Origin of the sequence: Cedecea neteri (assembly GCF_000758325.1) — a bacterium.
Lineage (GTDB): Bacteria > Pseudomonadota > Gammaproteobacteria > Enterobacterales > Enterobacteriaceae > Cedecea > Cedecea neteri_B.
Genome location: NZ_CP009459.1, coordinates 4,635,038 through 4,659,311 on the forward strand (window position 1 = coordinate 4,635,038; position 24,274 = coordinate 4,659,311).

24 protein-coding genes and 3 pseudogenes are annotated in these 24,274 nt (G+C 55.0%); 4 read left to right on the forward strand and 23 right to left on the reverse strand.

Annotated features, from left to right (window positions below):
• Positions 1–36: 36 nt before the first annotated feature.
• The gene (glyA, locus tag LH86_RS21540) at positions 37–1,290 is read right to left on the reverse strand and encodes a serine hydroxymethyltransferase (RefSeq protein ID WP_008459452.1); all 1,254 of its coding nucleotides are present in this window, start codon (positions 1,288–1,290) and stop codon (positions 37–39) included.
• A 328-nt stretch (positions 1,291–1,618) separates the two neighbouring features.
• Between glyA and hmpA the strand changes: the two genes are divergently transcribed.
• Positions 1,619–2,809: an NO-inducible flavohemoprotein gene (gene hmpA / locus LH86_RS21545; protein ID WP_039305749.1), complete on the forward strand. Its 1,191-nt coding sequence runs from the start codon at positions 1,619–1,621 to the stop codon at positions 2,807–2,809.
• A 92-nt stretch (positions 2,810–2,901) separates the two neighbouring features.
• On the opposite strand, the gene glnB is transcribed toward hmpA, so the two are convergent.
• From glnB to purL, 5 genes are all read right to left on the reverse strand, one after another.
• Positions 2,902–3,240, reverse strand: a complete 339-nt coding sequence (glnB, locus tag LH86_RS21550) for a nitrogen regulatory protein P-II (RefSeq protein WP_002438074.1) — start codon at positions 3,238–3,240, stop codon at positions 2,902–2,904.
• A gap of 66 nt (positions 3,241–3,306) precedes the next feature.
• Positions 3,307–4,644: a two-component system response regulator GlrR gene (gene glrR / locus LH86_RS21555; RefSeq protein WP_039305752.1), complete on the reverse strand. Its 1,338-nt coding sequence runs from the start codon at positions 4,642–4,644 to the stop codon at positions 3,307–3,309.
• Positions 4,641–5,387 carry a two-component system QseEF-associated lipoprotein QseG gene (gene qseG, locus LH86_RS21560; protein WP_419656266.1) on the reverse strand — a complete coding sequence of 249 codons (747 nt, stop codon included), beginning with the start codon at positions 5,385–5,387 and terminating at the stop codon, positions 4,641–4,643. The genes glrR and qseG overlap by 4 nt, the downstream gene beginning before the upstream one ends.
• A gap of 4 nt (positions 5,388–5,391) precedes the next feature.
• Positions 5,392–6,828, reverse strand: a complete 1,437-nt coding sequence (locus tag LH86_RS21565; protein WP_039305758.1) for a sensor histidine kinase — start codon at positions 6,826–6,828, stop codon at positions 5,392–5,394.
• Positions 6,829–7,476: 648 nt separating this feature from the next.
• Positions 7,477–11,364, reverse strand: coding sequence for a phosphoribosylformylglycinamidine synthase (purL, locus tag LH86_RS21570; RefSeq protein WP_039305761.1), 3,888 nt, complete (start codon positions 11,362–11,364; stop codon positions 7,477–7,479).
• Positions 11,365–11,612: 248 nt separating this feature from the next.
• Between purL and mltF the strand changes: the two genes are divergently transcribed.
• Positions 11,613–13,163, forward strand: coding sequence for a membrane-bound lytic murein transglycosylase MltF (gene mltF, locus LH86_RS21575; protein WP_039305765.1), 1,551 nt, complete (start codon positions 11,613–11,615; stop codon positions 13,161–13,163).
• Here mltF and tadA read toward each other — a convergent pair.
• Positions 13,054–13,523: pseudogene (gene tadA, locus LH86_RS21580) on the reverse strand (tRNA adenosine(34) deaminase TadA). The gene mltF and the pseudogene tadA overlap by 110 nt on opposite strands.
• 96 nt (positions 13,524–13,619) lie before the next feature.
• Entirely contained in the window at positions 13,620–14,258 is a 639-nt protein-coding gene (gene yfhb / locus LH86_RS21585; protein WP_039305768.1) for a phosphatidylglycerophosphatase C, read from the reverse strand.
• A gap of 199 nt (positions 14,259–14,457) precedes the next feature.
• Between yfhb and LH86_RS21590 the strand changes: the two genes are divergently transcribed.
• Complete coding sequence (locus LH86_RS21590; RefSeq protein ID WP_039297293.1) at positions 14,458–15,306, forward strand: MurR/RpiR family transcriptional regulator; 849 nt, start codon at positions 14,458–14,460, stop codon at positions 15,304–15,306.
• Here LH86_RS21590 and LH86_RS21595 read toward each other — a convergent pair.
• Positions 15,303–15,860, reverse strand: a complete 558-nt coding sequence (locus LH86_RS21595) for a recombinase family protein (RefSeq protein ID WP_039297296.1) — start codon at positions 15,858–15,860, stop codon at positions 15,303–15,305. The two genes, LH86_RS21590 and LH86_RS21595, sit on opposite strands and share 4 nt — an antisense overlap.
• 387 nt (positions 15,861–16,247) lie before the next feature.
• Between LH86_RS21595 and LH86_RS21600 the strand changes: the two genes are divergently transcribed.
• Positions 16,248–16,469, forward strand: a complete 222-nt coding sequence (locus tag LH86_RS21600) for a hypothetical protein (protein WP_419656270.1) — start codon at positions 16,248–16,250, stop codon at positions 16,467–16,469.
• On the opposite strand, the pseudogene LH86_RS21605 reads toward LH86_RS21600, so the two are convergent.
• The 14 genes and pseudogenes from LH86_RS21605 to LH86_RS21660 all read right to left on the reverse strand — a co-directional run bounded on the left by LH86_RS21605 (position 16,450) and on the right by LH86_RS21660 (position 23,948).
• Positions 16,450–17,050, reverse strand: a pseudogene (locus tag LH86_RS21605) (tail fiber assembly protein). The gene LH86_RS21600 and the pseudogene LH86_RS21605 sit on opposite strands and share 20 nt — an antisense overlap.
• On the reverse strand, positions 17,050–17,835 hold the full coding sequence (locus LH86_RS21610) for a tail fiber protein (RefSeq protein WP_039305771.1): 786 nt from the start codon (positions 17,833–17,835) through the stop codon (positions 17,050–17,052). Before LH86_RS21610 ends, LH86_RS21605 begins: the two are co-directional and overlap by 1 nt.
• Complete coding sequence (locus tag LH86_RS21615) at positions 17,835–18,515, reverse strand: DUF2612 domain-containing protein (protein ID WP_039297303.1); 681 nt, start codon at positions 18,513–18,515, stop codon at positions 17,835–17,837. The genes LH86_RS21610 and LH86_RS21615 overlap by 1 nt, the downstream gene beginning before the upstream one ends.
• Complete coding sequence (locus LH86_RS21620) at positions 18,512–19,711, reverse strand: baseplate J/gp47 family protein (protein WP_039297306.1); 1,200 nt, start codon at positions 19,709–19,711, stop codon at positions 18,512–18,514. Before LH86_RS21620 ends, LH86_RS21615 begins: the two co-directional genes overlap by 4 nt.
• On the reverse strand, positions 19,712–20,062 hold the full coding sequence (locus LH86_RS21625; protein ID WP_039297308.1) for a hypothetical protein: 351 nt from the start codon (positions 20,060–20,062) through the stop codon (positions 19,712–19,714).
• Positions 20,059–20,741, reverse strand: a pseudogene (locus tag LH86_RS21630) (Gp138 family membrane-puncturing spike protein). Before LH86_RS21630 ends, LH86_RS21625 begins: the two are co-directional and overlap by 4 nt.
• Positions 20,742–20,831: 90 nt before the next feature.
• Positions 20,832–21,785, reverse strand: coding sequence for a hypothetical protein (locus tag LH86_RS21635; RefSeq protein WP_231562710.1), 954 nt, complete (start codon positions 21,783–21,785; stop codon positions 20,832–20,834).
• 10 nt (positions 21,786–21,795) lie between these two features.
• Positions 21,796–22,104 (reverse strand): phage baseplate plug family protein, encoded by a 309-nt coding sequence (locus tag LH86_RS21640; RefSeq protein ID WP_039297315.1) that lies wholly within the window; start codon positions 22,102–22,104, stop codon positions 21,796–21,798.
• Between the two features lie 38 nt (positions 22,105–22,142).
• Positions 22,143–22,592 carry a phage baseplate protein gene (locus LH86_RS22945; protein WP_331280751.1) on the reverse strand — a complete coding sequence of 150 codons (450 nt, stop codon included), beginning with the start codon at positions 22,590–22,592 and terminating at the stop codon, positions 22,143–22,145.
• Positions 22,516–22,692 (reverse strand): hypothetical protein, encoded by a 177-nt coding sequence (locus LH86_RS22890; RefSeq protein ID WP_231562712.1) that lies wholly within the window; start codon positions 22,690–22,692, stop codon positions 22,516–22,518. The genes LH86_RS22945 and LH86_RS22890 overlap by 77 nt, the downstream gene beginning before the upstream one ends.
• On the reverse strand, positions 22,692–22,913 hold the full coding sequence (locus tag LH86_RS22695; protein WP_156107054.1) for a hypothetical protein: 222 nt from the start codon (positions 22,911–22,913) through the stop codon (positions 22,692–22,694). The genes LH86_RS22890 and LH86_RS22695 overlap by 1 nt, the downstream gene beginning before the upstream one ends.
• A gap of 148 nt (positions 22,914–23,061) precedes the next feature.
• Positions 23,062–23,325, reverse strand: a complete 264-nt coding sequence (locus LH86_RS21650; protein WP_039305772.1) for a hypothetical protein — start codon at positions 23,323–23,325, stop codon at positions 23,062–23,064.
• Positions 23,326–23,505: 180 nt separating this feature from the next.
• Entirely contained in the window at positions 23,506–23,739 is a 234-nt protein-coding gene (locus LH86_RS21655) for a hypothetical protein (RefSeq protein WP_039305775.1), read from the reverse strand.
• Positions 23,733–23,948, reverse strand: a complete 216-nt coding sequence (locus LH86_RS21660) for a hypothetical protein (RefSeq protein WP_039305778.1) — start codon at positions 23,946–23,948, stop codon at positions 23,733–23,735. Before LH86_RS21660 ends, LH86_RS21655 begins: the two co-directional genes overlap by 7 nt.
• Positions 23,949–24,274 lie beyond the last annotated feature (326 nt).

Genomic DNA, 24,274 nt, shown 5'->3' on the forward strand with positions numbered 1-24,274 from the left:
TCCCGCCTGGGAGCCTTCTACATTTCAGCTTAACGGTTATGCGTAAACCGGGAAGCGGGCACAGATATCCAGCACTTTACCTTTCACGCGCTCGATAACCGCTTCGTCATTGATGTTGTCCAGAACGTCACACATCCAGCCAGCCAGCTCTTTCACTTCCGCTTCTTTAAAGCCGCGGCGAGTCACAGCCGGAGAACCGATACGAATACCGGAGGTCACGAACGGGCTCTTCGGATCGTTTGGTACGCTGTTTTTGTTCACGGTGATGTTGGCGCGGCCCAGGGCAGCGTCAGCTTCTTTACCGGTCAGGTTTTTATTAACCAGATCCAGCAGGAACAGGTGGTTTTCAGTCCCGCCTGAAACCACTTTGTAGCCACGGTTCAGGAACACTTCCACCATCGCTTTGGCGTTTTTCGCAACCTGCTGCTGGTAAACCTTGAACTCAGGCTCCATCGCTTCTTTCAGCGCAACAGCCTTGGCCGCGATAACGTGCATCAGCGGACCGCCCTGTGCGCTTGGGAATACGGCAGAGTTCAGTTTCTTGTAGAGATCTTCGTCGCCGCCCTTCGCCAGGATCAGGCCACCGCGTGGACCCGCCAGGGTTTTGTGGGTGGTGGTGGTCACAACGTGAGCGTGTGGTACCGGGTTCGGGTAAACGTCTGCGGCAATCAGGCCGGCAACGTGCGCCATATCAACGAACAGGTAAGCGCCGATGCTGTCTGCGATTTCGCGCATCTTAGCCCAGTCAACCACGCCGGAGTAGGCAGAGAAGCCGCCGATGATCATCTTCGGCTTGTGCTCTTTAGCCTGCTTCGCCATGTCTTCGTAGTCAATTTTACCGGACTCATCAATGCCGTAAGGAATGATGTTGTACAGCTTGCCGGAGAAGTTAACCGGGGAGCCGTGAGTCAGGTGGCCGCCCTGCGCCAGGTTCATGCCCAGCACGGTATCGCCCGGCTGCAGCAGCGCGGTGTATACCGCGAAGTTAGCCTGGGAACCGGAGTGTGGCTGCACGTTCGCATAGTCTGCGCCAAACAGCTCTTTCGCACGGTCAATAGCCAGCTGCTCAACGATGTCCACATACTCGCAACCGCCGTAGTAGCGCTTGCCTGGGTAACCTTCAGCATATTTGTTTGTCAGCTGAGAACCCTGAGCCTGCATTACGCGCGGGCTGGTGTAGTTTTCGGAGGCGATCAGTTCAATGTGCTCTTCCTGACGTACTTTCTCTTGCTCCATGGCCTGCCACAGTTCGGCATCATAATCGGCAATGTTCATTTCACGCTTTAACATTCGCATCTCCTGACTCAGCTAACGGTAAAAATTTTACTGCAATGAGGGGGCCCATTTGGGCGACGGGCAACAGTGTAAACCGAAACCCTTTCGGGTGATAGGGCTTGACAGAGGTTTTTACGCAAACGATTACCCAGGCATGGAATAAGGCTTCCAGGCAATAAAACAGGCGTCTATTTGCCGGATATTTCTTCATCAATGACATGCGTATTTTTCATGTTCTGTGAGCTCAGTCGTTAACAACGATAACCCATTTACAACATAAGGCCATTTCTATAAGATGCATTTAAAATGCAATTTATACACTACGCTGTTTATGGAGACCGCCATGCTAGACGCACAAACCATCGCCGTTGTTAAGTCGACCATCCCTCTGCTGGCCGCCACCGGCCCCAAGCTTACCGCCCACTTTTACGAGCGCATGTTCAGCCACAACCCTGAGCTGAAAGAGATCTTTAACATGAGCAACCAGCGCAACGGTGACCAGCGCGAAGCGCTATTCAACGCCATTTGCGCGTATGCAACCAACATCGAAAATCTGGCCGCTCTCTTGCCAGCGGTAGAGAAAATCGCCCAGAAACACACTACCTTCCAAATCAAACCCGAGCAGTACAACATTGTGGGCGGCCACCTGCTGGCTACGTTAGACGAGTTATTCAGCCCAGGGCAGGAAGTGCTGGACGCATGGGGAAAAGCCTACGGCGTACTGGCGCAGGTATTTATTAACCGCGAGTCAGAAATTTACCAGGATAACGCCGCTAAGCAGGGTGGCTGGGAAGGCACACGCCCCTTCACCATTGTTGAGAAAAAAGAGCAAAGCTCGCTTATCACCAGCTTCGAACTTGTCCCGCTGGACGGCGGCCCAGTGGCGGATTATCAGCCAGGGCAATACCTCGGCGTCTGGCTGAAGCCTGTTGGTTTCCCGCATCAGGAAATTCGTCAGTACTCTTTGACCCGCCAGCCGAACGGGAAAAGCTACCGCATTGCCGTGAAGCGTGAAGAGAAAGGTATGGTCTCAAACTGGCTGCACAATCATGCTCAGGCTGGCGATCGGGTGCATCTGGCTTCACCGGCAGGCGACTTCTTTATGGACGCAAAATCCGACACACCGGTGACGCTGATTTCCGCAGGCGTCGGCCAGACGCCAATGCTCTCGATGCTCGACACGCTGGCGAACACAGAACACCAGGCACAGGTCAACTGGCTGCACGCCGCCGAACACGGAGATGTACACGCTTTTAACGAAGAAGTAGCAGGGCTTGGCGCGAAACTGTCGAAATTTGAAAGCCACGTCTGGTACCGTGAGCCATCCGCAGAGGATCGTGCCCAGGCGCGCTTTGACCGTGAAGGACTGATGAATCTGCTGGAAATCGAAGGGAAGTTAAGCGACCCGGCGATGCAGTTTTATCTCTGCGGCCCGATCAACTTTATGCGTTTTGCGGCGGAACAGCTGGTGAAGATCGGCGTGAATAAAGACAGCATTCACTATGAGTGCTTTGGCCCGCACAAGGTGATGTAGTTTAGTTCGATGGCCCCTCACCCCAGCCCTCTCCCCAAAGGGGCGAGGGGGTAAAAGGCAATATATGCCAGGGTGAGGGTAAAAAAACTAAATCAAATCGCCGCGTCGTCTTCTTCGCCGGTACGAATACGCACCACGCGCGCCACATCAAACACGAAAATCTTACCGTCACCGATCTTGCCGGTCTGGGCCGTGCGGATAATGGTGTCCACGCAGGTATCAACGATATCGTCGGTCACCACAATTTCAATTTTCACTTTTGGCAGAAAGTCCACCATGTACTCGGCACCACGGTACAGTTCGGTATGCCCTTTCTGACGGCCAAAGCCTTTGACTTCCGTCACCGTCATGCCGGTAATGCCCACTTCAGCCAGCGCTTCGCGCACATCATCCAGTTTGAAAGGTTTAATAATCGCATCAATTTTTTTCATGGTATTACCGGTGTCCCCGCGCGGCGTTTTGTACTGTTAGTAATCGGTTGCTCACACTACCACAGCCTACTCTTTAAAGTCATTGGCCTCGAGTTCATGCCTGGCCAGTAATTTATAGAATTCGGTTCGGTTACGCCCCGCCATGCGCGCGGCATGGGTGACATTTCCTTTGGTAATTTGCAGCAGCTTACGTAGGTAGTTTAGCTCGAACTGGTTACGGGCTTCGACAAATGTCGGCAAGGCGGTGTTTTCACCTTCCAGCGCCTGCTCCACCAGCGCTTCGCCAATCACCGGGGCTGAGGTCAGCGCCACGCACTGCTCAATCACGTTCACCAGTTGGCGCACGTTGCCCGGCCAGCTTGCGGTCATCAGCCGCTTCATGGCATCGGTGGAGAAACTCCGAACGAACGGCTTGTGCCTGTCGGCCGACTGGCGTAACAAATGATTCGCCAGCAGCGGGATATCTTCGGCGCGTTCATGCAGCGCAGGAATTTTCAGGTTCACAACGTTAAGGCGATAGAAGAGATCTTCACGAAACTCTCCGCGCTCCATAGCTTTCGGCAAGTCCCGGTGCGTGGCGGAGATGATCCGCACGTCGATGTCCAGATCGCGGTTGCTGCCCAGCGGGCGAACTTTCCGCTCCTGCAAAACGCGCAGCAGCTTAACCTGCAGCGGGATAGGCATATCGCCGATTTCATCGAGAAAGAGCGTACCGCCTTCTGCCGCCTGGAACAGACCTTCGCGGCTGCTAACTGCTCCGGTAAATGCCCCGCGAGCGTGGCCGAACAGCTCAGATTCAAGCAACTGTTCAGGCAGCGCGCCACAGTTAATCGCAATAAACGCTTTTTTGCTACGTGGGCTGGCGTTGTGTATCGCCTGGGCCAGAATCTCTTTCCCGGTGCCGCTTTGGCCGTTAATCAACACGCTAACGTCCGACTGTGCCACCATGCGCGTCTGCTCGAGCAAACGCTGCATAATCGGGCTGCGGGTCACAATGGTGTCACGCCACATGTCATCGCCAGCGATAACAGTGTGCTCAAGGGCATTGTCGATAGCCTGATAAAGCGCGTCTCTGTCCACCGGCTTGGTGAGGAAGCTGAATACACCCTGCTGTGTCGCCGCCACGGCATCAGGGATAGAACCGTGCGCTGTCAGAATGATCACCGGCATCCCCGGCTGGCCTTTTTGGATCTCCGCGAACAGCGCCATGCCGTCCATTTCATCCATTCTGAGATCGCTTATCACCAGGTCGATTTTTTCTCGTGCCAGGACTTTCAGCCCCTCAGCACCGCTTTCCGCCGTGGTGACCGTATAGCCCTCGCTCGACAGGCGCATTCCCAGCAGCTTGAGCAGACCTGGGTCATCATCCACTAATAATAAGCGCGCGGGTTTCCTTTGCGTCATGGTTTTGCCTCCGGCTGCGATTTGTTTGACGTACCGCTATCGTCGTCATTGTCATCCGTGCTGTGCGTGTCGGGTGCAAGATTACTTCCCGGCTTGCGGCTGGAAAGCTGACGCTCAATGTCAGTCAGATTTTCCAGCTTGCGCGTAGTAAGATCGAGCTGGCTACGCAGGCGCTGCTGCTGCTCCCGCAGCGTATCCAGCTCGCCGTCGGTTGACTGCTGCAGCTTGCTGTAGCGCGTGCGCTCATCCGAAAGTTTAAGCTGAGACTGTTGCCCGTCGCGCCAAATCTCAAACAGGGAACGTACCTGCACAGGCACTTCGCTGGTCATGGTGTCGAGCTGGGTCATGTAGCGGCGGCGCTCGGTCGGGGTAATTTTAGCCGTAGACAGCAAAATGCCGCGCTTAAACGTGTCCTGCCAGGTTTCTGCTGGCCACTGGCGAGCTTCCGCGCGGGCTTCTGCCGGCGGCAGGCGCTGGGCGCAATCCATGCCGCGCAGCCAGTAAAGCGGGTTGCTGCTGACGTCATGCCCCGTCAGATCCCATATTTCGGTGCAGTCCGTCGACAGGTAATCAGGAATTTGTTGTTCCGGAACATGCGGTTTGTGGGCCTCATCCAGGCTGCTGGACACGCTTGCGGGGGCGCATCCTGTCAACAGCGTCGCGCCAACGAGCGCCCCAGATACCCAGCAAATCAGGCGAGTCAAAGACCCGCGGCGTGGTTCACGCAATAAAAGTACTTTCATCGTTTTAATCATTCTCAGGGAAAACCGGTAATTCGATACGGAAGCACACTTCCGCGCTGTTAGCATTGATCAGGCTAAGTTTTCCGTGCATACGTCGAATGCAATCCCTGGCGATACTTAACCCCAGCCCACTTCCCTTTACGGAGCCCTTCCGCTGGTGACTGCCCTGGAAGAAAGGCTCAAAAATCATCTCTTGTTCCGTGGCCGGAATTGGCTCGCCGGTATTCGCGACCTCAATGTACAGCATCGCGTCCACCTGCAAACTCCGGAGATAAATGGTACCGGATTCACTGCCATAGTGCACCGCATTGGAGTAGAGATTATCCAGCACGCTCATCAGCAGCGTCGCCTCTGCGAGGCAGGCTTTTGGGCTTAATTGAATATCGGTATGCATCATTTTAGCCCTCGCCGGCAGACAGTGGGCAGAGATAACCATCTCCACAATCGGAGCCAGCTCGACCCTTTCCAGCGTTACCGTGCCGTCCGCCAGCTTGCGGTTATAGTCCAGCAGCTGTTCAATCAGCTTTTGCAGGTGGCGACTGCTGTTGTCCAGAATGGCAACAACCTCTTTCTGGTCGGCATTGAGCGGCCCGGCAACCTGGTCAGCAAGCAGTTCCGTCCCTTCTCTCATGCTGGCGAGCGGCGTTTTTAACTCATGGGAAAGATGGCGGAGGAACTCGTGGCGCTGGGACTCAAGCCAGGACAAGCGCTCGCTTAACCAGACAATACGCTGGCCAACGGAACGCAGCTCACGCGGCCCTTTAAATACTTCGCTGTTGCCGAGAGAGCGCCCTTCCCCCAGCCGGTTGATCATCCGTTCGATACCCTTAACCGGTCCGATGATCATGCGGGTGAAGATAATGACCAGCCCCAGGCTGAGCAGAAACAGCACTAAGGCCTGCCAGCCGAAGAACTGGCCTCGTTCAGCAATTTCCTGCTGCAGCTGCTGTCCACGAGAGAACACCACCGCCCGCGTGGCCTGCACCATTTCGGCATTGGTTGAGGCGAACTGTTCCAGTTGGTTTGCCGCAGGCGCTTCCGGCCCGCTGTTTTTACATTTCAGTTCAGCCAGATCGCTCAAAGACTGGCTGAGCGATTGGTAGAGTTTCGGATCGGGTAATACGGAGGCGTGCGCCTCAAGCATTTGAGCGTAACGCTGGCGCTGCCCCTGATACAGTTGGGCAAGGCGCGAGTCATCAAGCACGCAGTATTGACGGTAGCTCCGCTCCATTTCCAGCGCAACATTGGTCATTGCTTCGCTGCGGCGGGCATCGGTCAGCGTGGTGCGGTTGGTCAACGCGGCCTGAGCACTCAGAGCGTTAAGGCTTTGCCACGCCTGCCACGCAAGCACCAGCAGCGGTACAAGCACCAATAAAAAGGCCATCATGACAAGCTGGCGTAAAGATCGAGGGAAAAAATGCCACTGGTTCAATAGCTTCATCTCACATTACCTGTATGACACGATGCTAGCCGCGATTGCGCGTGGTGGAAAGGTGCGATTCCCGGAAACAACAAAGGCAGGGTCAAAAACCCTGCCTTTGTTTAGGAATTAGGCGGCGCCTTACTCAACGTTTCGCCCGGAGCATGATAAGCCGAAAGGCATTTATCAAAAATCGGACGGTAGGCACCTTTTTGTGCGTCATTCGGCGGTTTATGTAGTCTGTCTGAAAAGACGCTGACATAAGAGATTGAATGAGCCACTGGGCCTTATTAAGCAGATATCGTGCCAACTTTACTCAAATCAATTCAATTCATTGTTTTAATTAATATTAACATCAAAAGATTAAGAATATATTGTGCGTGTTTTTTGTTCGCTGTGTCGCCATTTCACAACACTCTGCAACCTGCTCAATTACATCATTAAAAATCAATGAGTTAAATGTCTCTTTTTGGAGACACATTAAAAGCAGAAGTGTCGGGATTTAGTGACAAAAAAAGCCCCTCACCCTGGCCCTCTCCCCAAAGAGGAGAGGGAACTGGATCGGAGCCTGTCTGCTATTTCCCGCCCTCTAAAAGCAAAGGAGCAAGGGAGAAACCTTTTACGATTTTCCCCCTCTCCCTTTTAGGGAGAGGGTCGGGGTGAGGGTAATCAACCCAGTTGCTTACGTGCGTTGCGGAAAATACGCATCCACGGGCTGTCTTCGCCCCACTCCGCCGGGTGCCAGGAATTACTCACGGTGCGGAACACGCGCTCCGGGTGCGGCATCATGATAGTAACGCGCCCGCTTTCGTTGCTCACCGCGGTGATGCCGTTCGGCGAACCGTTCGGGTTAGCCGGGTAGGTTTCAGTTACGTTCGCGAAGTTATCCACGAAGCGCAGCGCCACCAGACCTTTGCTTTCAAGCGCGGCGAGATGAGCGGCGTCACGCACTTCCACACGACCTTCGCCGTGAGAAACCGCGATAGGCATATGGGAACCGGCCATGCCCTGCAGCAGCAGCGACGGGCTGGAGGTCACCTCAACCAGGCTGAAGCGCGCTTCAAAGCGATCGGACTGGTTACGCACAAAGCGCGGCCACAAATCACTGCCGGGGATCAGCTCACGCAGGTTGGACATCATCTGGCAGCCGTTGCAAACGCCAAGCGCCAGCGTTTCCGGGCGATGGAAGAAGGTTTCGAACTCATCACGCACGCGAGCGTTGAACAGGATGGATTTCGCCCAGCCTTCACCCGCGCCCAGCACGTCACCGTAGGAGAAACCGCCGCACGCCACCAGCGTATGGAAGCTTTCCAGCCCGGTGCGGCCCGCCAGCAGGTCGCTCATATGCACGTCGATGGCGTCAAAGCCCGCACGGTGGAAGGCGGCCGCCATCTCAACGTGAGAGTTAACGCCCTGCTCACGCAGGATGGCCACTTTAGGACGCGCGCCCGTGGCGATGAACGGCGCCGCAATATCTTCTTTGATATCGAAGTTCAGCTTCACGTTCAGGCCAGGATCGTTATCATTCGCCTTGGCGTTGTGCTCTTCGTCCGCACAGGCCGGGTTATCACGCAGACGCTGCATCTGCCAGGTGGTTTCTGCCCACCACATACGCAGCGTGGTGCGGCTTTCACTGAACACAGCGTGCCCGTCAGCGCTAATGGTGAAGCGGTCACCTTCGACAGCTTTACCGAGGTAATGTACGCAGTCAGCCAGGCCATGCTTAGCCAGCAGCGCCTCAACGGCCTCGCGGTCTTCAGCGCGAATCTGGATCACGCCGCCGAGCTCTTCGTTAAACAATGCGGCCAGGCGATCGCTGCCAAGACCGGCAATATCAACCTCAACGCCACAGTGGCCGGTAAAGGCCATTTCAGCCAGGGTCACCAGCAGCCCGCCGTCGGAGCGGTCGTGCCAGGCCAGCAGTTTGCGATCCGCCACCAGCGCCTGCATCGCGTCCCAGAAGCCTTTCAGCTGCTCAACGCTGCGAACGTCCGCAGGCTTATCGCCCAGTTGACGATAAACCTGGGACAGCGCGGTAGCGCCCAGCGCGTTATGGCCTTTGCCTAAATCGATTAGCAGCAGGGCGTTGTCTTCGATACTCAGCTGTGGCGTCACGGTGCCACGTACGTCTTCTACACGGGCAAACGCGGTGATCACCAGCGACAGCGGAGAAGTCATCTCGCGCTGCTCGTTACCTTCCTGCCAGCGGGTTTTCATCGACATGGAGTCTTTGCCCACCGGGATAGTGATCCCCAGCGCCGGGCAAAGTTCTTCGCCCACGGCTTTAACCGCTTCATACAGGCCAGCATCTTCGCCAGGGTGACCGGCTGCGGCCATCCAGTTCGCGGAGAGCTTAATGCGCTTCAGGGAGCCAATTTGGGTCGCGGCAATGTTGGTTAAGGCTTCACCCACGGCCAGACGACCGGATGCCGCGAAGTCCAGCAGGGCCACCGGCGCGCGTTCACCGATAGACATCGCTTCACCGTAGTAGCTGTCCAGGCTGGCGGTAGTCACCGCGCAGTTGGCGACCGGGATCTGCCACGGACCAACCATCTGATCGCGGGACACCATGCCGGTTACCGTGCGGTCGCCGATGGTCACGAGGAAGGTTTTTTCAGCCACGGTCGGCAGGTGCAGAACGCGCTTCACCGCATCGGCAATGGAAATTTCGCTGCTGTTGAAGGCATCACCTTTCGCTTTCAGCGTCTCGACGTTGCGCTCCATCTTCGGCGTTTTGCCCAGCAGCACGTCCAGCGGCATGTCGATTGGCTGGTTATCAAAGTGGCTGTCGTTGAGCGTTAGATGCTGTTCGGTGGTGGCTTCACCAATCACCGCATACGGCGCACGCTCGCGGCGGCAAAGTTCATCAAACAGCGGCAATTGCTCTGGCGCAACGGCCAGCACATAGCGTTCCTGAGATTCGTTACACCAGACTTCGAGCGGGCTCATGCCCGGTTCGTCGTTGAGGATATCGCGCAGCTCGAAGCGGCCACCGCGTCCGCCATCGCTGACCAGCTCCGGCATGGCGTTGGACAGGCCACCCGCGCCAACGTCGTGGATAAACAGGATTGGGTTGTCGTCGCCCATCTGCCAGCAGCGGTCGATCACTTCCTGGCAGCGGCGTTCCATTTCCGGGTTGTCGCGCTGCACGGAAGCAAAATCTAAATCCGCATCAGACTGGCCGGAAGCCATCGAGGAAGCCGCCCCACCGCCCAGGCCGATGTTCATTGCCGGGCCACCCAGCACAATCAGCTTGGCGCCAGGAGTGATTTCGCCCTTCTGAACGTGGTCGGCACGAATGTTGCCGATCCCGCCCGCGAGCATAATAGGTTTGTGGTAGCCACGTAGCTCCACGCCGTTGTGGCTGTTCACCTGCTCTTCATAGGTACGGAAGTAGCCGGTCAGCGCCGGACGGCCAAATTCGTTGTTAAACGCCGCTCCGCCCAGAGGGCCTTCGGTCATGATATCCAGCGCGGTAACGATGCGGTCTGGCTTGCCGAAATCCTGCTCCCACGGCTGTTCGAAGCCCGGAATACGCAGGTTAGACACGGAGAAGCCCACCAGGCCAGCTTTTGGCTTAGCGCCGCGCCCGGTCGCGCCTTCATCGCGGATTTCACCGCCTGAGCCGGTTGCCGCGCCCGGCCACGGAGAGATGGCGGTCGGGTGGTTGTGGGTTTCAACCTTCATCAGGATATGCGCGTCTTCCTGGTGGAAGTCATAGCGCCCCGCTTCACGGTCGGCGAAGAAGCGGCCGACGGCGGAACCTTCCATCACCGCCGCGTTGTCTTTATAGGCAGACAGCACGTAATCCGGCGTTTTCTCGAAGGTGTTTTTGATCATTTTGAACAGCGACTTCGGCTGTTTCTGCCCGTCGATAATCCAGTCGGCGTTAAAGATTTTATGGCGGCAGTGCTCGGAGTTCGCCTGAGCAAACATGTACAGTTCGATGTCGTTCGGGTTGCGGCCAAGCTTGTTGAACGCATCCTGCAGGTAGTCAATTTCGTCTTCCGCCAGCGCCAGGCCGAGGCGAATGTTCGCTTCCACCAGCGCATCGCGCCCTTTCCCGAGCAGATCAACGCTCTGCACCGGAGCCGGCTGCTGCCGGGTAAACAGCTGCTGCGCGTCGTTCAGAGAGGTAAACACGCTCTCCATCATGCGGTCGTGCAGCAGAGCGGCAACGTCCTGCAGCTGCTCTGCGGTCAGCGTACTGCCGGTAACATACCAGGCCACACCGCGCTCAAGGCGTTTAATCTGCGGCAGGTCACAGTTGTGGGCGATATCGGTAGCTTTAGAAGACCAGGGGGAGATGGTGCCAGGGCGCGGGGTCACCAGCAGCAGGGTGCCTTCCGGCGCATGCTCTGCGAGGGTTGGACCATATTTCAACAGCCGCTGCAGGCGGGCAAGCTCGTCAGCGTTCAGCGGCGCTTCGAGGTCGGCAAAATGAACATACTCGGCATAAATATCGCTTACCGGGAGGTGAGCATCGTTGAAACGGGCCAGGAGTTTGTTAATACGAAATGCCGAAAGAGCAGGCGAACCACGCAGAATTTCCATCATTAAAGATCTCTCGTCTTCAGGGCGAAGGGGGGAAAACGGGCGTCATTATAGAGAATCCTCCGCCGCGACGAAACCGTTTGCGTAGAAATAACAGCAGAAGTTTTTATTGCACGAAAAGTAAACGATATATTCTTAAAAGTTGCTTACTGGCGTTTTCTTACGCAAAATGCGCCTCATTCACTGACGGGGTTCAGACAAATCATGGTTATTGTTGGCTAAGGCTCATCCTGCTGCAGAATGTTATCTATTTGAAAAGAATAAAGATTAATTATCTGCTTATCGGTATCGTCACCTTGTTGCTGGCAGTGGCTTTATGGCCCTCCATTCCAGGTTTCAATCAGGCCGAAAACCGTATCGCCGCGATCAAAGCGCGGGGGGTTTTGCGCGTCAGTACCATTTCATCGCCGCTCACCTGGACGATGGTTAACGGCAAGGCGACAGGTCTCGATTACGAACTCGCGAAACAGTTTGCAGACTACCTGGGCGTGAAGCTGTTAGTGGTCGTGCGGCCAAACATTAACGCGCTGTTTGATGACCTGGACAATGACAACGCCGACCTGCTCGCCGCAGGCCTGGTGTATAACTCTCGCCGCAGCAGTGACTACCAGGCGGGGCCGACCTATTATTCCGTTTCGCAGCAGATGGTCTATCGCGTGGGTAGCCCGCGCCCTAAGTCTCTTGGTGGCGTCAAGCCATCGCAGCTGGTGCTTTCTTCTGGCCAGGCAGTGGTGAGCGATCTACAAAAGCTAAAAGATGCTCAGTACCCCGACCTGAGCTGGAGCATCGACGCCAAACAAACCAGCAACCAGCTCTTACAGCAGGTGGTTGATGGCAATATCGCGTTTACCATCTCGGACTCCATCGCCATCAGCCTCTTCCAGCGCGTACATCCTCAACTGGCCGTTGCCCTGGACGTTACCGATGAACAGCCTGTCACCTGGTTCTCTAAACGCGATGGTGACGACAGCATGAGCGCCGCACTGCTCGATTTCTATAATCAGATCAGCAGCGACGGCACGCTGGCAAGGGTTGAAGAGAAATACCTGGGCCATATCGGCGATTTTGATTACGTCGATACCCGAACCTTCCTGAACGCGGTGGATGCCGTTTTGCCGGAACTCCAGCCGCTGTTTGAAAAGTACTCCGACGACATTGACTGGCCGCTGCTCGCTGCAATTTCCTATCAGGAATCCCACTGGGATACCCACGCGACTTCACCTACGGGCGTGCGCGGGTTAATGATGCTGACAAAAAATACGGCCCAAAGCCTCGGTATCACCGACAGGCTGGATGCCGAACAGAGCATCAGCGGCGGCAGCCGGTATCTGAAAGATATGATGAGCAAAGTGCCGGCCACGGTACCGGAATACGAGCGCATCTGGTTCGCGCTGGCGGCCTATAACATGGGCTATGCCCACATGCTGGATGCCCGTCAGCTGACGGCCAAACAGAAAGGCAACCCGGACAGCTGGGCCGATGTGAAAACACGTCTGCCGTTGCTGAGCCTGAAGCCTTATTACAGCAAAACAACCTATGGATATGCTCGTGGACACGAGGCTTACGCGTATGTAGAAAACATTCGCAAGTATCAGCTAAGTCTGGAAGGATATTTGCAGGAGAAACAGAAGAAGGCGCTCCAGGCGGACAAGTTTGCCGAGGCTTACCCTACGGTTGCTCCGGTTGAACTGGCTAGTCCGTCTTACGGGCCTTTTCCTTTAGGGCCTTTTTCTCAAGGCGACGAGCGCGAAAAAAATCGCTCAGCATGGCTGAGCACTCTGTCGCGAGCACCCCTTCACTGACCTGCACCTGATGGTTCATTCCCGGGTGGCCGAGCACGTCCATCAGCGAGCCTATCGCCCCGGTTTTAGCGTCACGCGCCCCAAACACTAAATGGCCAATGCGGCTATGCACCATCGCCCCGCGCACATGACGCAAGGTTCGAGCGTGACATAGAGCGTGGTATCCAGCAGACGGTAATTTTGCAGTACCAGCCCGCCCTGTCGCAGCGCCATGATCTCCGCGTGAGCCGTAGGATCGTGGCGACCTATCGGGCGATTCCAGCCTTCACCTATGACCTGATTATTGTGTACCAGCACCGCACCAACGGGCACTTCGCCTTCATCCCAGGCTCTCTGAGCAAGGGTCAGGGCGTGTCGCATCCAGTGTTCATGGGTAAATTCTGTGTCTGACACAATGCTCTCCGCGGCAAAAGTGGGCGGCGCATTATACACACCGCTTAACGGATTCAAAACGCCTCACTCGAGCTGCTGCAGTTCTCCCTGAGGCGTAACGCGCCACCGATGCTCGCAGAAAAACAGCAGAGGATTATCCTGATGACTATCGCTGTAGCCGCTGTACAGGCGCAGCGGCGCGCCAAGATGCTGCTCCAGTTGCACCACCTTCTCATGGCCGAGACAGCGCAGGGTCAATATCCAGCCGCCGTGAGCCCGTGCAATCTGGCTGGCAATGACTTTGACCTCCGGCAGCCAGGGCGTATCAAAATAGACTTTTTCCACCAGCGGCTGCGGCGAGCCGGTAATCAGCCAGACGTCGGCATCCGGGCTGTGCAGATAATCCGTGAGGCGCTGCTGGACGACGGGGAATGCCCTCACCTTCTGCCGGAACCAGGCGACAAATTCGCTTTGCAGCTGCTGAAGCCGGGCCTCGCTGCGCCCAAACGTGATACCCCATAACAGCAGGCTCATCGGCTGTCGGGCCGCACTGCCTTTGATCAGCATCATGCCGCCAATCAGCGGCAGCAACATAATAACCAACGGCACGTTCAGCGGCAGGCGGCGCAGGAGATAAAACATGAAGCTGCCGAACATGTCCTGCTGATGCAGGGTGCCATCCAGGTCAAAAAAGATGACGCGGCGCGGGTGATGAGGTGTCAATTCAGGCTCCTTTGGGACTCGCGTTCACGAAACGACGCAAGCTAAAGCCTAACAGATAGCCCCGTGATTTTCCGCGCGCTTTCCAGGCTGAACACAACAGAATATTTAATTCGGAAACATTGCTCTATAATGGAATTTATAATTCGCTCAGATGCTTACCAAAGCAAGTCGTTATCAGAATTGCCGCCCCGGAGGTGAAATGAACTGTTTACTGCGCATTCGAAGCCGTTACGCCATGCTGGCCCAAAGCGACCGCAAGCTGGCCGACTTTTTGCTCGCTGAGCCCGATCACGCACGCCATCTCAGTTCACAACAGCTGGCGGAAGAAGCCGGTGTCAGTCAGTCCAGCGTCGTAAAATTCGCGCAGAAACTGGGGTTCAAGGGCTTCCCGGCGATGAAACTGGCTATCAGTGAAGCGCTGGCAAGCGGCCAAAACCCTAACTCTGTCCCGGTTCACAACCAAATTTTAGGTGACGATCCGCTGAGGCTTGTTGGGGAAAAATTGATAAAAGAGAACATCGCGGCGATGCACGCCACGCTGGATATTAATGCAGAAGATAAATTGCTGGCGAGCGTTTCGCTGCTGCGCAATGCGCGGCGCGTGCTGCTCGTGGGAATAGGCGCGTCTGGCCTGGTAGCGAAGAATTTCTCGTGGAAGTTGATGAAGATTGGTATTCACGCCGTCGCCGAGCAGGATATGCATGCCCTGCTCGCAACGGTGCAGGCGATGACGCCGGAAGACGTACTGCTTGCCATTTCCTACTCGGGCGAGCGCCGTGAGATCAATCTGGCTGCCGATGAAGCGCTGAACGCCGGGGCGAAAATCCTCGCGATTACCGGCTTCACGCCTAACGCCCTACAGCAGCGCGCCAGCCTGTGCCTGTATACCATCGCGGAAGAACAGGCCACGCGCAGCGCCGCAATTTCCTCCACCAGCGCCCAGATGATGCTGACCGATCTGCTGTTTATGGCCCTGGTGCAGCAGGACCTGGAAAACGCGCCGGAGCGGATCCGCCAGAGCGAGGCGCTGGTGAAGAAGCTGGTTTAGGGTTTCGCATTTGCCGGAAATTTTTTATACAGCGTAGAGACGCCGACATCATAAATAATCGCCACCTGCTGCCTTGTTTCTCCGGCGGCAATTAACCTCCCGGCCTGCGCCCATTGCATTGCCGACAGTTTAGGCCGCCGCCCGCCAATTCGCCCTTCCGCTCTTGCCGCAGCCAGTCCGGCCCGGGTTCTTTCGACGATAAGCTCGCGTTCCATCTCGGCCAACGCACCCATTACGTGAAAGAAAAACCGCCCCATTGGCGTAGAGGTATCAATGCTGTCCGTCAGGCTGCGGAAGTTAATCCCGCGCGAACGCAGCTCTTCAATCAGCGAAACAAGGTGACGCATGCTGCGCCCAAGCCGGTCAAGCTTCCAGACGACCAATGTGTCACCTTCGCTGAGAGTTCTGAGTACCTTTTTTAACCCTGGCCTGTCCGCCGTTTTACCGCTGATTTTATCCTCAAAAATCAGCTCACATCCTGCACACTCCAGCGCATTTTTCTGTAGCGCGGTGTTTTGGTCATTTGTTGACACCCTGACATAGCCTACCAGCATGACGTTTTGCCTCATAAAAGGCTGAAAGCATGCCACGGCGCGGCAGGATGTGCATTTTCTTAAAGGTTGGTTTGGGGGATGCGAAGTTTGTCACTAGCCGGGGGACAAATGCTAATGGAAATTGGACAATCTGGTCAGATGGCTCTATAGAGTTGAGTGGCTATAACTCAACTATTGTAGAGGGTCTTGCGACCGTTACTTTTCCTATAACCTTGCCAAAAGTGGCCGTAAATATCTCTATAGCTGAGCATTTAAGCGTAGACCTTGGTTCTTCAGTTCAGCAATTGCATGTTTCTATGGTTGTTGATAACACAATTACAACCAGCGGATTCAAAGCCCGCTGTCAATTGGCAAATGGGAGTCCATCAGGATATGGATTCTCCTGGCATGTTTACTGCCCATCTAATTAATAAAGAGAACACTATGCGTTATTTTAATTCTGCAACAATGACTGAGGCTTTGCCGGATATACATAATACTGCTGGCGCTATTATGTTGCCGGATGATAATTGGTTTTTTACATCATCATATATGCCACAAGGAAAGATGCTCGCAGTTAATGAAAACGGCGAGCCCATATTAATTGATGTTACTGATTTGGAACAGTAGGCCATTCGATATCAGGTGCGGTGGAGGTATCTATCGCTTTCACCGCTTTGATATATTCCATCCAGGCAATAAGATTTTCTTTATCAGAATCGCTGATAACACCGAGGGTGAGTTCCGTTCGCCAATCCGCAGTGGTATTGTTTGCTTCGCTTAGCAGCGTTTTCCGTTTTAGTTCTGCATCAGAAATATCTCCTGCTTTCTTCGCAACAACATCTGTTACCCATTTTTCGCCGTTCCATTTATCATAGACAGTTGCAGGGGGGGTTGTCGTTGTGTCCGATGGGTAGTCACCTAGTGTTGAAATAGTGATTTTTTTCACCATCAAGCTTGCTATAAACCGTTTCCCCTCTGTGGTCGGGGATATATTCCCAAGCCGTAAGATTGGCATTTCGGCAAATGGCAAAACCTTTTTTACTTTCACCCGGTTGTTCAACACATGAGTATGCAGGTATTCCAACACCTAAAGGAATATATTCAACGGATGAAAAAATTAATTCTCTGGTTCTCTCATCATAGCTATAAATAAGAATATCACCTGCAACCAGAGCTATTTGTTCGTTATTTAATTTAGCCTTATTCATTATGCTGCCCTTACAATATAGTTAAAGACGATGTTGCACGGTGCTGTTTCATTGTCACCTTCAGGACTTATATAAAGCCCACTTTTCCCCGAGGCTGCATAATAAATTAACGAAGAACTTTTTCGGAAAGCTTCATGCACAGCAGGAACCTCACCCCCATCACCATTACCAAATAACAATGAATGTGTATGTGACCTCAATTTATCTGATGCGAATGATAAAAGATTTCTCCCTGGATCAATATTTCTCCCATCATCAAACCCCCTAATAAAAATCCCACGTAAATCAGGCAATACAAGCGCTGGATATACCTGTGCAAGCTTTGGATATTGAGCCGCTGAAAATGCCGCACCATTACATTTCAACCATCCTATAGGTGCTGCCGACAATGCCCACGGCACAGGCACACCCACAGGTAAAGCCGACCCCTCCCCCAAACCAAGATTTGCGAGAGCCGAAGAAACCGCTGTGGCGCCATCAGCCTTAATATCCGCGAAGGGATTCTGGCGGCTGAGATATTGCTTCCCGAAGCCGGAAGTAAGCTTCGCGAGGAAAGCGGCAATATCACCGTCATCCAGCACGTCCTGGCCACTTTTATCGCTGACGAACTGCGCCAGCGCGGCGGCAATAAAGGACGTCTGGCGCAGCGCCTTGTTCACCTGAGCGCTGCTAGCCTTACCGCCGGTAAAACCGCTTAACAGCGCGGGCAAATTTTCCCATTCATTTTGCGGCGTGACGTTGGCGTCAGGCCGGGTTGCAAAAGGTTTAAACTGATTTGTAGCCATTAGAGTTTTCTCTCCCATGCGCCGTCGTCAAAACCGGCGATATAGTGATTGTTGATATCAAAGCCAAAGAATTTGCCGCCCTGCGACGGCGCTTCCACCGACGGGGTCTGAATATCTCCCGCCCAGACGCCCGCCGCTTTCACCGTCAGGTATCCCTGTTTAATGGCCGCGAGAAGCTCGAGGGACACGTCAGCGATATCCGTTTCCGGCAGCACCCAGACAGAAATGGTCATGTCCTGGTTGTCGACGATTTGCATTCGCAGCCCCGCCCCTGCCGTGGCGGCATCCAGAATTGCGGGCAGCGTGTCGTTCTGCCCGTCCCAGTTGTTCATCGCGATTTTTGCCTTGAGGATGATGCGGTAGGTTTCATCGCTCAGTGAGGTGTAGCCTGCATCGGGATCGTAAGGCCCCTGCCACACGCCCTGGTCGTAGCCCAGGCCGTCGGTGTCCCAGCTAAAATAGACGCCGGAAATGGGCTGACTGACGATGCGGCTTCGCCCAATCCACAGTCCCAGCGCATCAAGCTGAACCCCAACCGCAGTGTCGATATCAAATGCGTTGATCAGGCTTACGGTTGTATTAGCGGTCTCAGTGAAAGGACGGGTGCTCAGATCAACGTGGGCAAAAAACAGGGGCTTGCTGGCGTGGTAGCTGGTGATGCGCCCGGTATATTTACTCATGCGCTCACCATGATATTGATGTTGTCCACGCTGCAGGAGGCCGCTTCGCTGTAGCCGATATTGACGTTAGCCGCCGCGACCGCAGAGGAGGATTTACCGATCAGCAAGTCGGTGATGTCGTAATACCGCGCTTTTCCGCCGCTAACCACGCCGAGGTTGGCCGGGGAGTAAATGCGGCTCAGCAGCACGCTATCGCCAATGCCAAGGCCATTGATATAGTCGGCAATCGCCTGTTTCATCTGCTCGCTGATTTGTGACGTATAGCCGGTGAACACTTTCAGCACGATGTCGACGTAAACCGGCACATTGCCGGGGCGCGAAAATGCAATCGAGTGGGGATTACCGTAGAGATCGGGCACCACAATGGACGTTGCGCCAAAGGTGGCGACGCCCTGCCCCTTTTTGCCCCTGATCGTCTGGGCAATGTCCGTCACATCCCCGCCGTCCACAATCGCGGCAATGGAATGCGGAGGCAGACCATTGGCGTTGACAGTGCCGGTATCATTTTCGTAGAGCTTATGCCGTGTTACGCCTGCTATGTTGGCAATCGCTCCTTCAACCGCTTCGAACGGCGTGAGCGCAGGCAAGGCAACGCTCTGCGACTGCCGGATGCGCAATTCGGCATCGGTTTCCGGCGCCACGCCCGGCGTGGCAGCCTGAGGGTTCGTGACCGCAGTCCAGCCGCGCGTTGGGGTGCCCATAATGGTAATAGACCCCGCAGGGGCTGCCATTACGCCGCTGCTGGCACAGGTTGCGGTGGCGATGACTGAGCCATCGACGCCTATCGACACCACCTCAGGCAATAACCACGTCACGCCGCTGTCATCCCTGACGGAACCGCGGGTGATGGTCGTGCCGGGAATGCCCGTCAACAGCAGATCGACCGTCGAGAAAGTCGCTGCCCGCCTGACAATACCGTTGATCTTAACGTTGCTCGATAACGCCCGCCCCATCGCCGTCGCAGGCGAAAAGCTGTTGTAGGCGGCAATCGCCGCGTTGTTGGCGTCGTGAATGGCCAGCGCCACCAGCGAGATAAGCTGCCCGTCTTTGCTGTCCGGCTCCAGGTACGCATCGGTGCCGTAGATTTGCCTGAACGCATCCATCAAAGTCCCTAACAGGCTTTGATAATCAGGCGCGGTTATCCCCTGGGCCGTTACCGTTGCCGATAACCCCAGCGTTTCAGAATTGAGGGCCATTTATGCCTCGCTGTTTATAGTGGTGGGACCGTAAACGGTGTCGATGGTGGCGTTGAAGGTTACGGTGCGTTTTTCAGTGCGCGCGGCGGTGACCTCCAGCACGGACTTAACGCCCATGGTCTGGCTGACGCGGTCAATCAGCATTAATACCCAGGTGTCATCCTGCTGCTTGCCAAGCACGGACTGGCGGTAAGGTGTGCCGGTACGATTGTCCAGAAACCACTCGCCCTGCCACAGCTTGAGCCGGGTACTAACCGCCTGAGCCACGCACTCCGGCGAGTTTTCCAGGAAGGTGTTTTCTCCCTGACCAAAGGTGTAATCTCCGTCGCTGTTCTCTCTGCGGTATTTCATACCGGACCTCCCGTGTTCGCCCCGCCGGACTGCACGCCACCGTGGCGATGCTTCGTCAGGCTTATTCCGCTGGCCGAGACATCACCGCTCACGGTCACGTTGCCTTTGATATTGACCTCACCGGTCAGATCAATGCTGGCCGCCGTCGCAGTGAGTTTTCCCGGCGTAGCGAGCGTGATCCCGTGGCTGCCGGGATCCAGCTCCACAAAGGCTTTGCCGTCTTCGCTGCGCAGTTGAACCGCCGTGGGGCTGATGCCGCTGATTTTTTTCGCCTGTGACTGAGGGCCGGGCAACACGAAGGCGTCAGACAACGAATGCTGCCGGCATCAACTGGCTCCTGAATACCCCCGCTTTGCCACCAAAAATCGATGGCGCGATCGGCGAAAATAACCAGGCATTCGTCCCCCTTTTTCAGCGGAAACGTCAGCGAGCAGCCTCCGCCATGCGGGAAAACAACAGGCACATCCACCAGCAGCGGATAATTGACCGGAGACACAGATCCGTCTCTGGCAAACTGCGTGCCTCTGATTGCTGGCGCCACTTCGCAGGTCACTGAAGCGGGGTCGAAAGACTGAATAATGCCGGGTAACGCGACCCGAAGATCGTTGCTTAATGCGGCCCGGCTGGCCGCAAGCGTATCGGCCAGCTCACCGCTGAGAGCCGAAGTCGTCAGAGCCATGATTCCTCCAGGGATAAAAAAACCCGCAAAGGCGGGTCTGGCTTTTATTTATTAGAGGCGGAATGTTTTTTCCACGCCTCTCCCACATCCTCAACGTACTGGCCAGCAGGGAAGCACATCATGGTCATATACCATTGATCCTCCGGGTATCCCGTTGTAGGTAATGCCATAAATATCGTACACGCCGTCCGGCGAGGGCCGGATATAGTCATCATCAGCAGTCAACGCAGGCTTATAGAGCGTGTTTTGATCTAACTTCAGCTGGCCGTGGAGCAGGATTGTGGGGTTAATCAGGCATTTCAGGGTTACGCCCGCATCCGTTGACGTTTGCGGTCGCCCAATCAGGCCGCTCTGGCTATTAAGGCTTACGGGCGGGTGTGCTTTCTCAGCCGCGTTGTAATAGTCCAGCCGATCATTCGACAGCTTCCAGGTGGCCTTGCACAGCTTACCGATTTGGTCGAGATAGCTGCTGACCTTGCCGTGAAAGGTATACCCTCTGGGAAACTTTGTTTCAGGAAAAGGCGGCAGCCTGCCGGGCAGAACGCCAAAAGGTTTCAGCGCGCCGGCCGCGAGCTGGTACATGTCATATACCGTGTAGCCTTTAGCAAGCGTGGCGCTGAGCACTGCGGACATTAGCGCCTCATGGCCATCAACGGCCTGAATTAAAATCCAGTCGTCAGGGGTATCCTCTCGCCCCGTCATCCAGATGCGAATGTCCCCGCTGAAGATCACCCCAAAGTTCATGCCATCTCTCGGCCCCCACTCGACAGGCTCGACAACCCGGATTTTTCCCACTTCGCTGCTGCTTACCACCGGTTCTAATCCGTTGTAGCCCGCAATCAGCCGGATTTTGCTGTACTCCTTCTGGGCAATACGATTCACGTTGTCCGGCGCAAGATTATAGATTTTCACCTCGGCCGTTTTGGGTGAGCTGCCGGCATGCCAGTCGATTTTAAACGTCACCTTAAAACCAGAGAGCGCAATACCGCTGCCGTCTTCCTTCAGAAGCTGGAGCTCAAAGTGGCGAGACCAGTTTTGACTCATCTCCTCCTCCTTAATCTGCCGTCACGAAGTAAAGATGGCTGCCGCGCCCGAGATCGGTTTTGCTCGGGTAATCCTGAGCCTCATTATCACAGCCGATCCATAGGCCTCCGCCAAACCCAAGCCAGGTATATGGCGCCAATAAATTGGCACCGGCCACCAGCGGGATCCCGTTCACGATGGGCTGGTTGTCCGCATCGAGAATATCCATGACCCAGCCAGCGACATCCCGATAAAGCAGCCGCATGCGCAGGGTCTGCCCGGCAAGCTGGATCGTAAAGACCTGGTTATCCGCGCTGAGGGGAATTTCTGCAATTGACATCGTCTCTCCTCATTTTTTATCAGGCTGCAGTGGCGTAATTATTCCCGCCCCTTGGGAGTGGTAACCACTTTTTCGCCCTTATCGCCGACTGAAGTTGTCGTTACCCCTTCATCCATTGCCGTTTTAGGCGCTGCCGGGCGCGCTTCCGTGGCCGTCATTAATACTTCTGCCAGCACCAGTTTGCAGCCAAGAATGTTTTCCGATTTAGCGGCGGTCGTTACCGTCAACGTTTTGATCAGCATATTGTCGTAAGCGCGGCGGCGGGTAATCACCCTAAAGGGTTCTGCTTTTGTCTGTAAATCAAGTAGTTGTTGATAAATTTGTGCCGGACTGGGGCCTGCGTTTAGCCAGGAGCCGAGCGCGGTCGTATTGGCAAAATCAACCAGTGAACCACCCGCTTTAAAGAGGCAATCAATCGTTACCTCGCCAGGCTGGGCCCAGGCATGGTCGCTGATGTTCGGGCCAAACTCGACGGGATGAGAGGCGATTTTTCAGCGTGTCCGAATGGGATTCGCTGATCACCACATCCGGCACCAGAAAACCTGAGAAGCTCGTGCGAGGCTGGAAGTAAGCACCAAAAATATCCATTAGCTCATCCTCCTTTCATACTGCTGCGCCAGTTGAGAATTGACATTGAACAAGCGCTCAGATGTCTCGGCCGCCGCCAGACGAGGTTCAGAGACACCATTCACAACGATATGGGTATTACTGTTAATCGTCGGGGAATGCGTAGTGCTGTTGCTCGCCGTGGAGAAGTCGCCCGAAGTCGCCAGGCGTTCATTGTTGGCAACCCCGGCGGGAAGTAACATTGAGACAGGATCGGGTTGGCTGAGGTTATTGACAGCATTAGATAACTTTCCGCCAGTTCCCTTTTCTTCATCTCCAGCCAGCCAGCCCCGGAAGTTTTTCCATCCGCGGACAGCTTCTCTTTAACAACGCCCGCTGCACCATCCGCAATTATGCTCCCCGGCGTCTGGAACAGCCCATTTGCACCAGAGACTTGCCAATACTGGCTGCTTCTGCCCAGTTCCCCTCTTTTAGCGCATTGATCAGATTCCCAATCAGTCTCAGCGTGGCGCCTAACTGATTAAAGTTGTCCAGAAGCCCCTTAAAGATGGTGCTGATAGACCACTTGCTAAAATCGATACCCAGCAGGCTGCCAATATCAACAATAAGGTCTTTTATGTTTTTCGCGAGGCTGCCGATCGTGTCTGCAGCCATTTCAATAACCGGTCCCCACTCTCCCCAGTCAATAAAACTCTCTTCCCCCGCTTTCCATTTCTGGTAGTCGTTATAAAGCAGGCCAATGGCCGCAGCCAGCGAGAGGATAATCCCGACAGGGACGCGGAAATGCGCTATTCAGGACTACCCAGGCCGCGGTTAGCCCCGCTAAACCGCCGATTAGCCCCTGAGAACTTCATCAAGGCGATCCCACCAGGCCATCACGTCGGTAACCCAATCGATGGTGCCGCTCAGTGCATCAACGAAAATGTCAGCAAACTGTTCAACGACGGCGCCAATTTTGTCCAACACGCGTTCAATTTGCGGCGCTTTAACCAGCATTTTTTCGGCCAGCCTCTCGACGGGCGCAGCCAATTTCTCGGCCAGATCGCCGCCTGATTTTGCTACTAACAAATCAACACGGAGTCTGCTTTACGCCAGGACTGCATAAATTTTTCGGACTGGTCGGCGCTTTGCTCTGCACTTCCACCGATGCGGAGGGACAAGTCCTGATACTCTTCGGCAAACTGGCCTAATCCGCGCTGCATCGCGTGCAGCGTGTCGTCATCAATCCCCAGATTCAATGCGTAGAAATCAGCGCTGTCTCTGTTCACTGTGCCCAAAGAACGGGCAACCTGCGCGAAAATGTCGGCGTTATCCCGCTTTAAGCCGGCGTCATCATGCGTTTTACGCCAAGACTTTTCAACAGGCTCTCGTGCAGCGAGTCACCGTTCGCATACTCACTGACGTTTTTAATCGACTTTTGCAGCGCACCAATGTCTGCGCCTGACTGGCTGGCACCGTATTGCAGTGCCTTGTAAGTTTCTAAATCAGCGTTCAGAGATTGGGATGACTGCGCGTCCTTCTCGATGCCAGACAGCCGCTTTTCAAACCACGTTCCGCTTTTGCTAGGGAGACAGCACCTGATTACTGAAGTTTTCGAAACTTT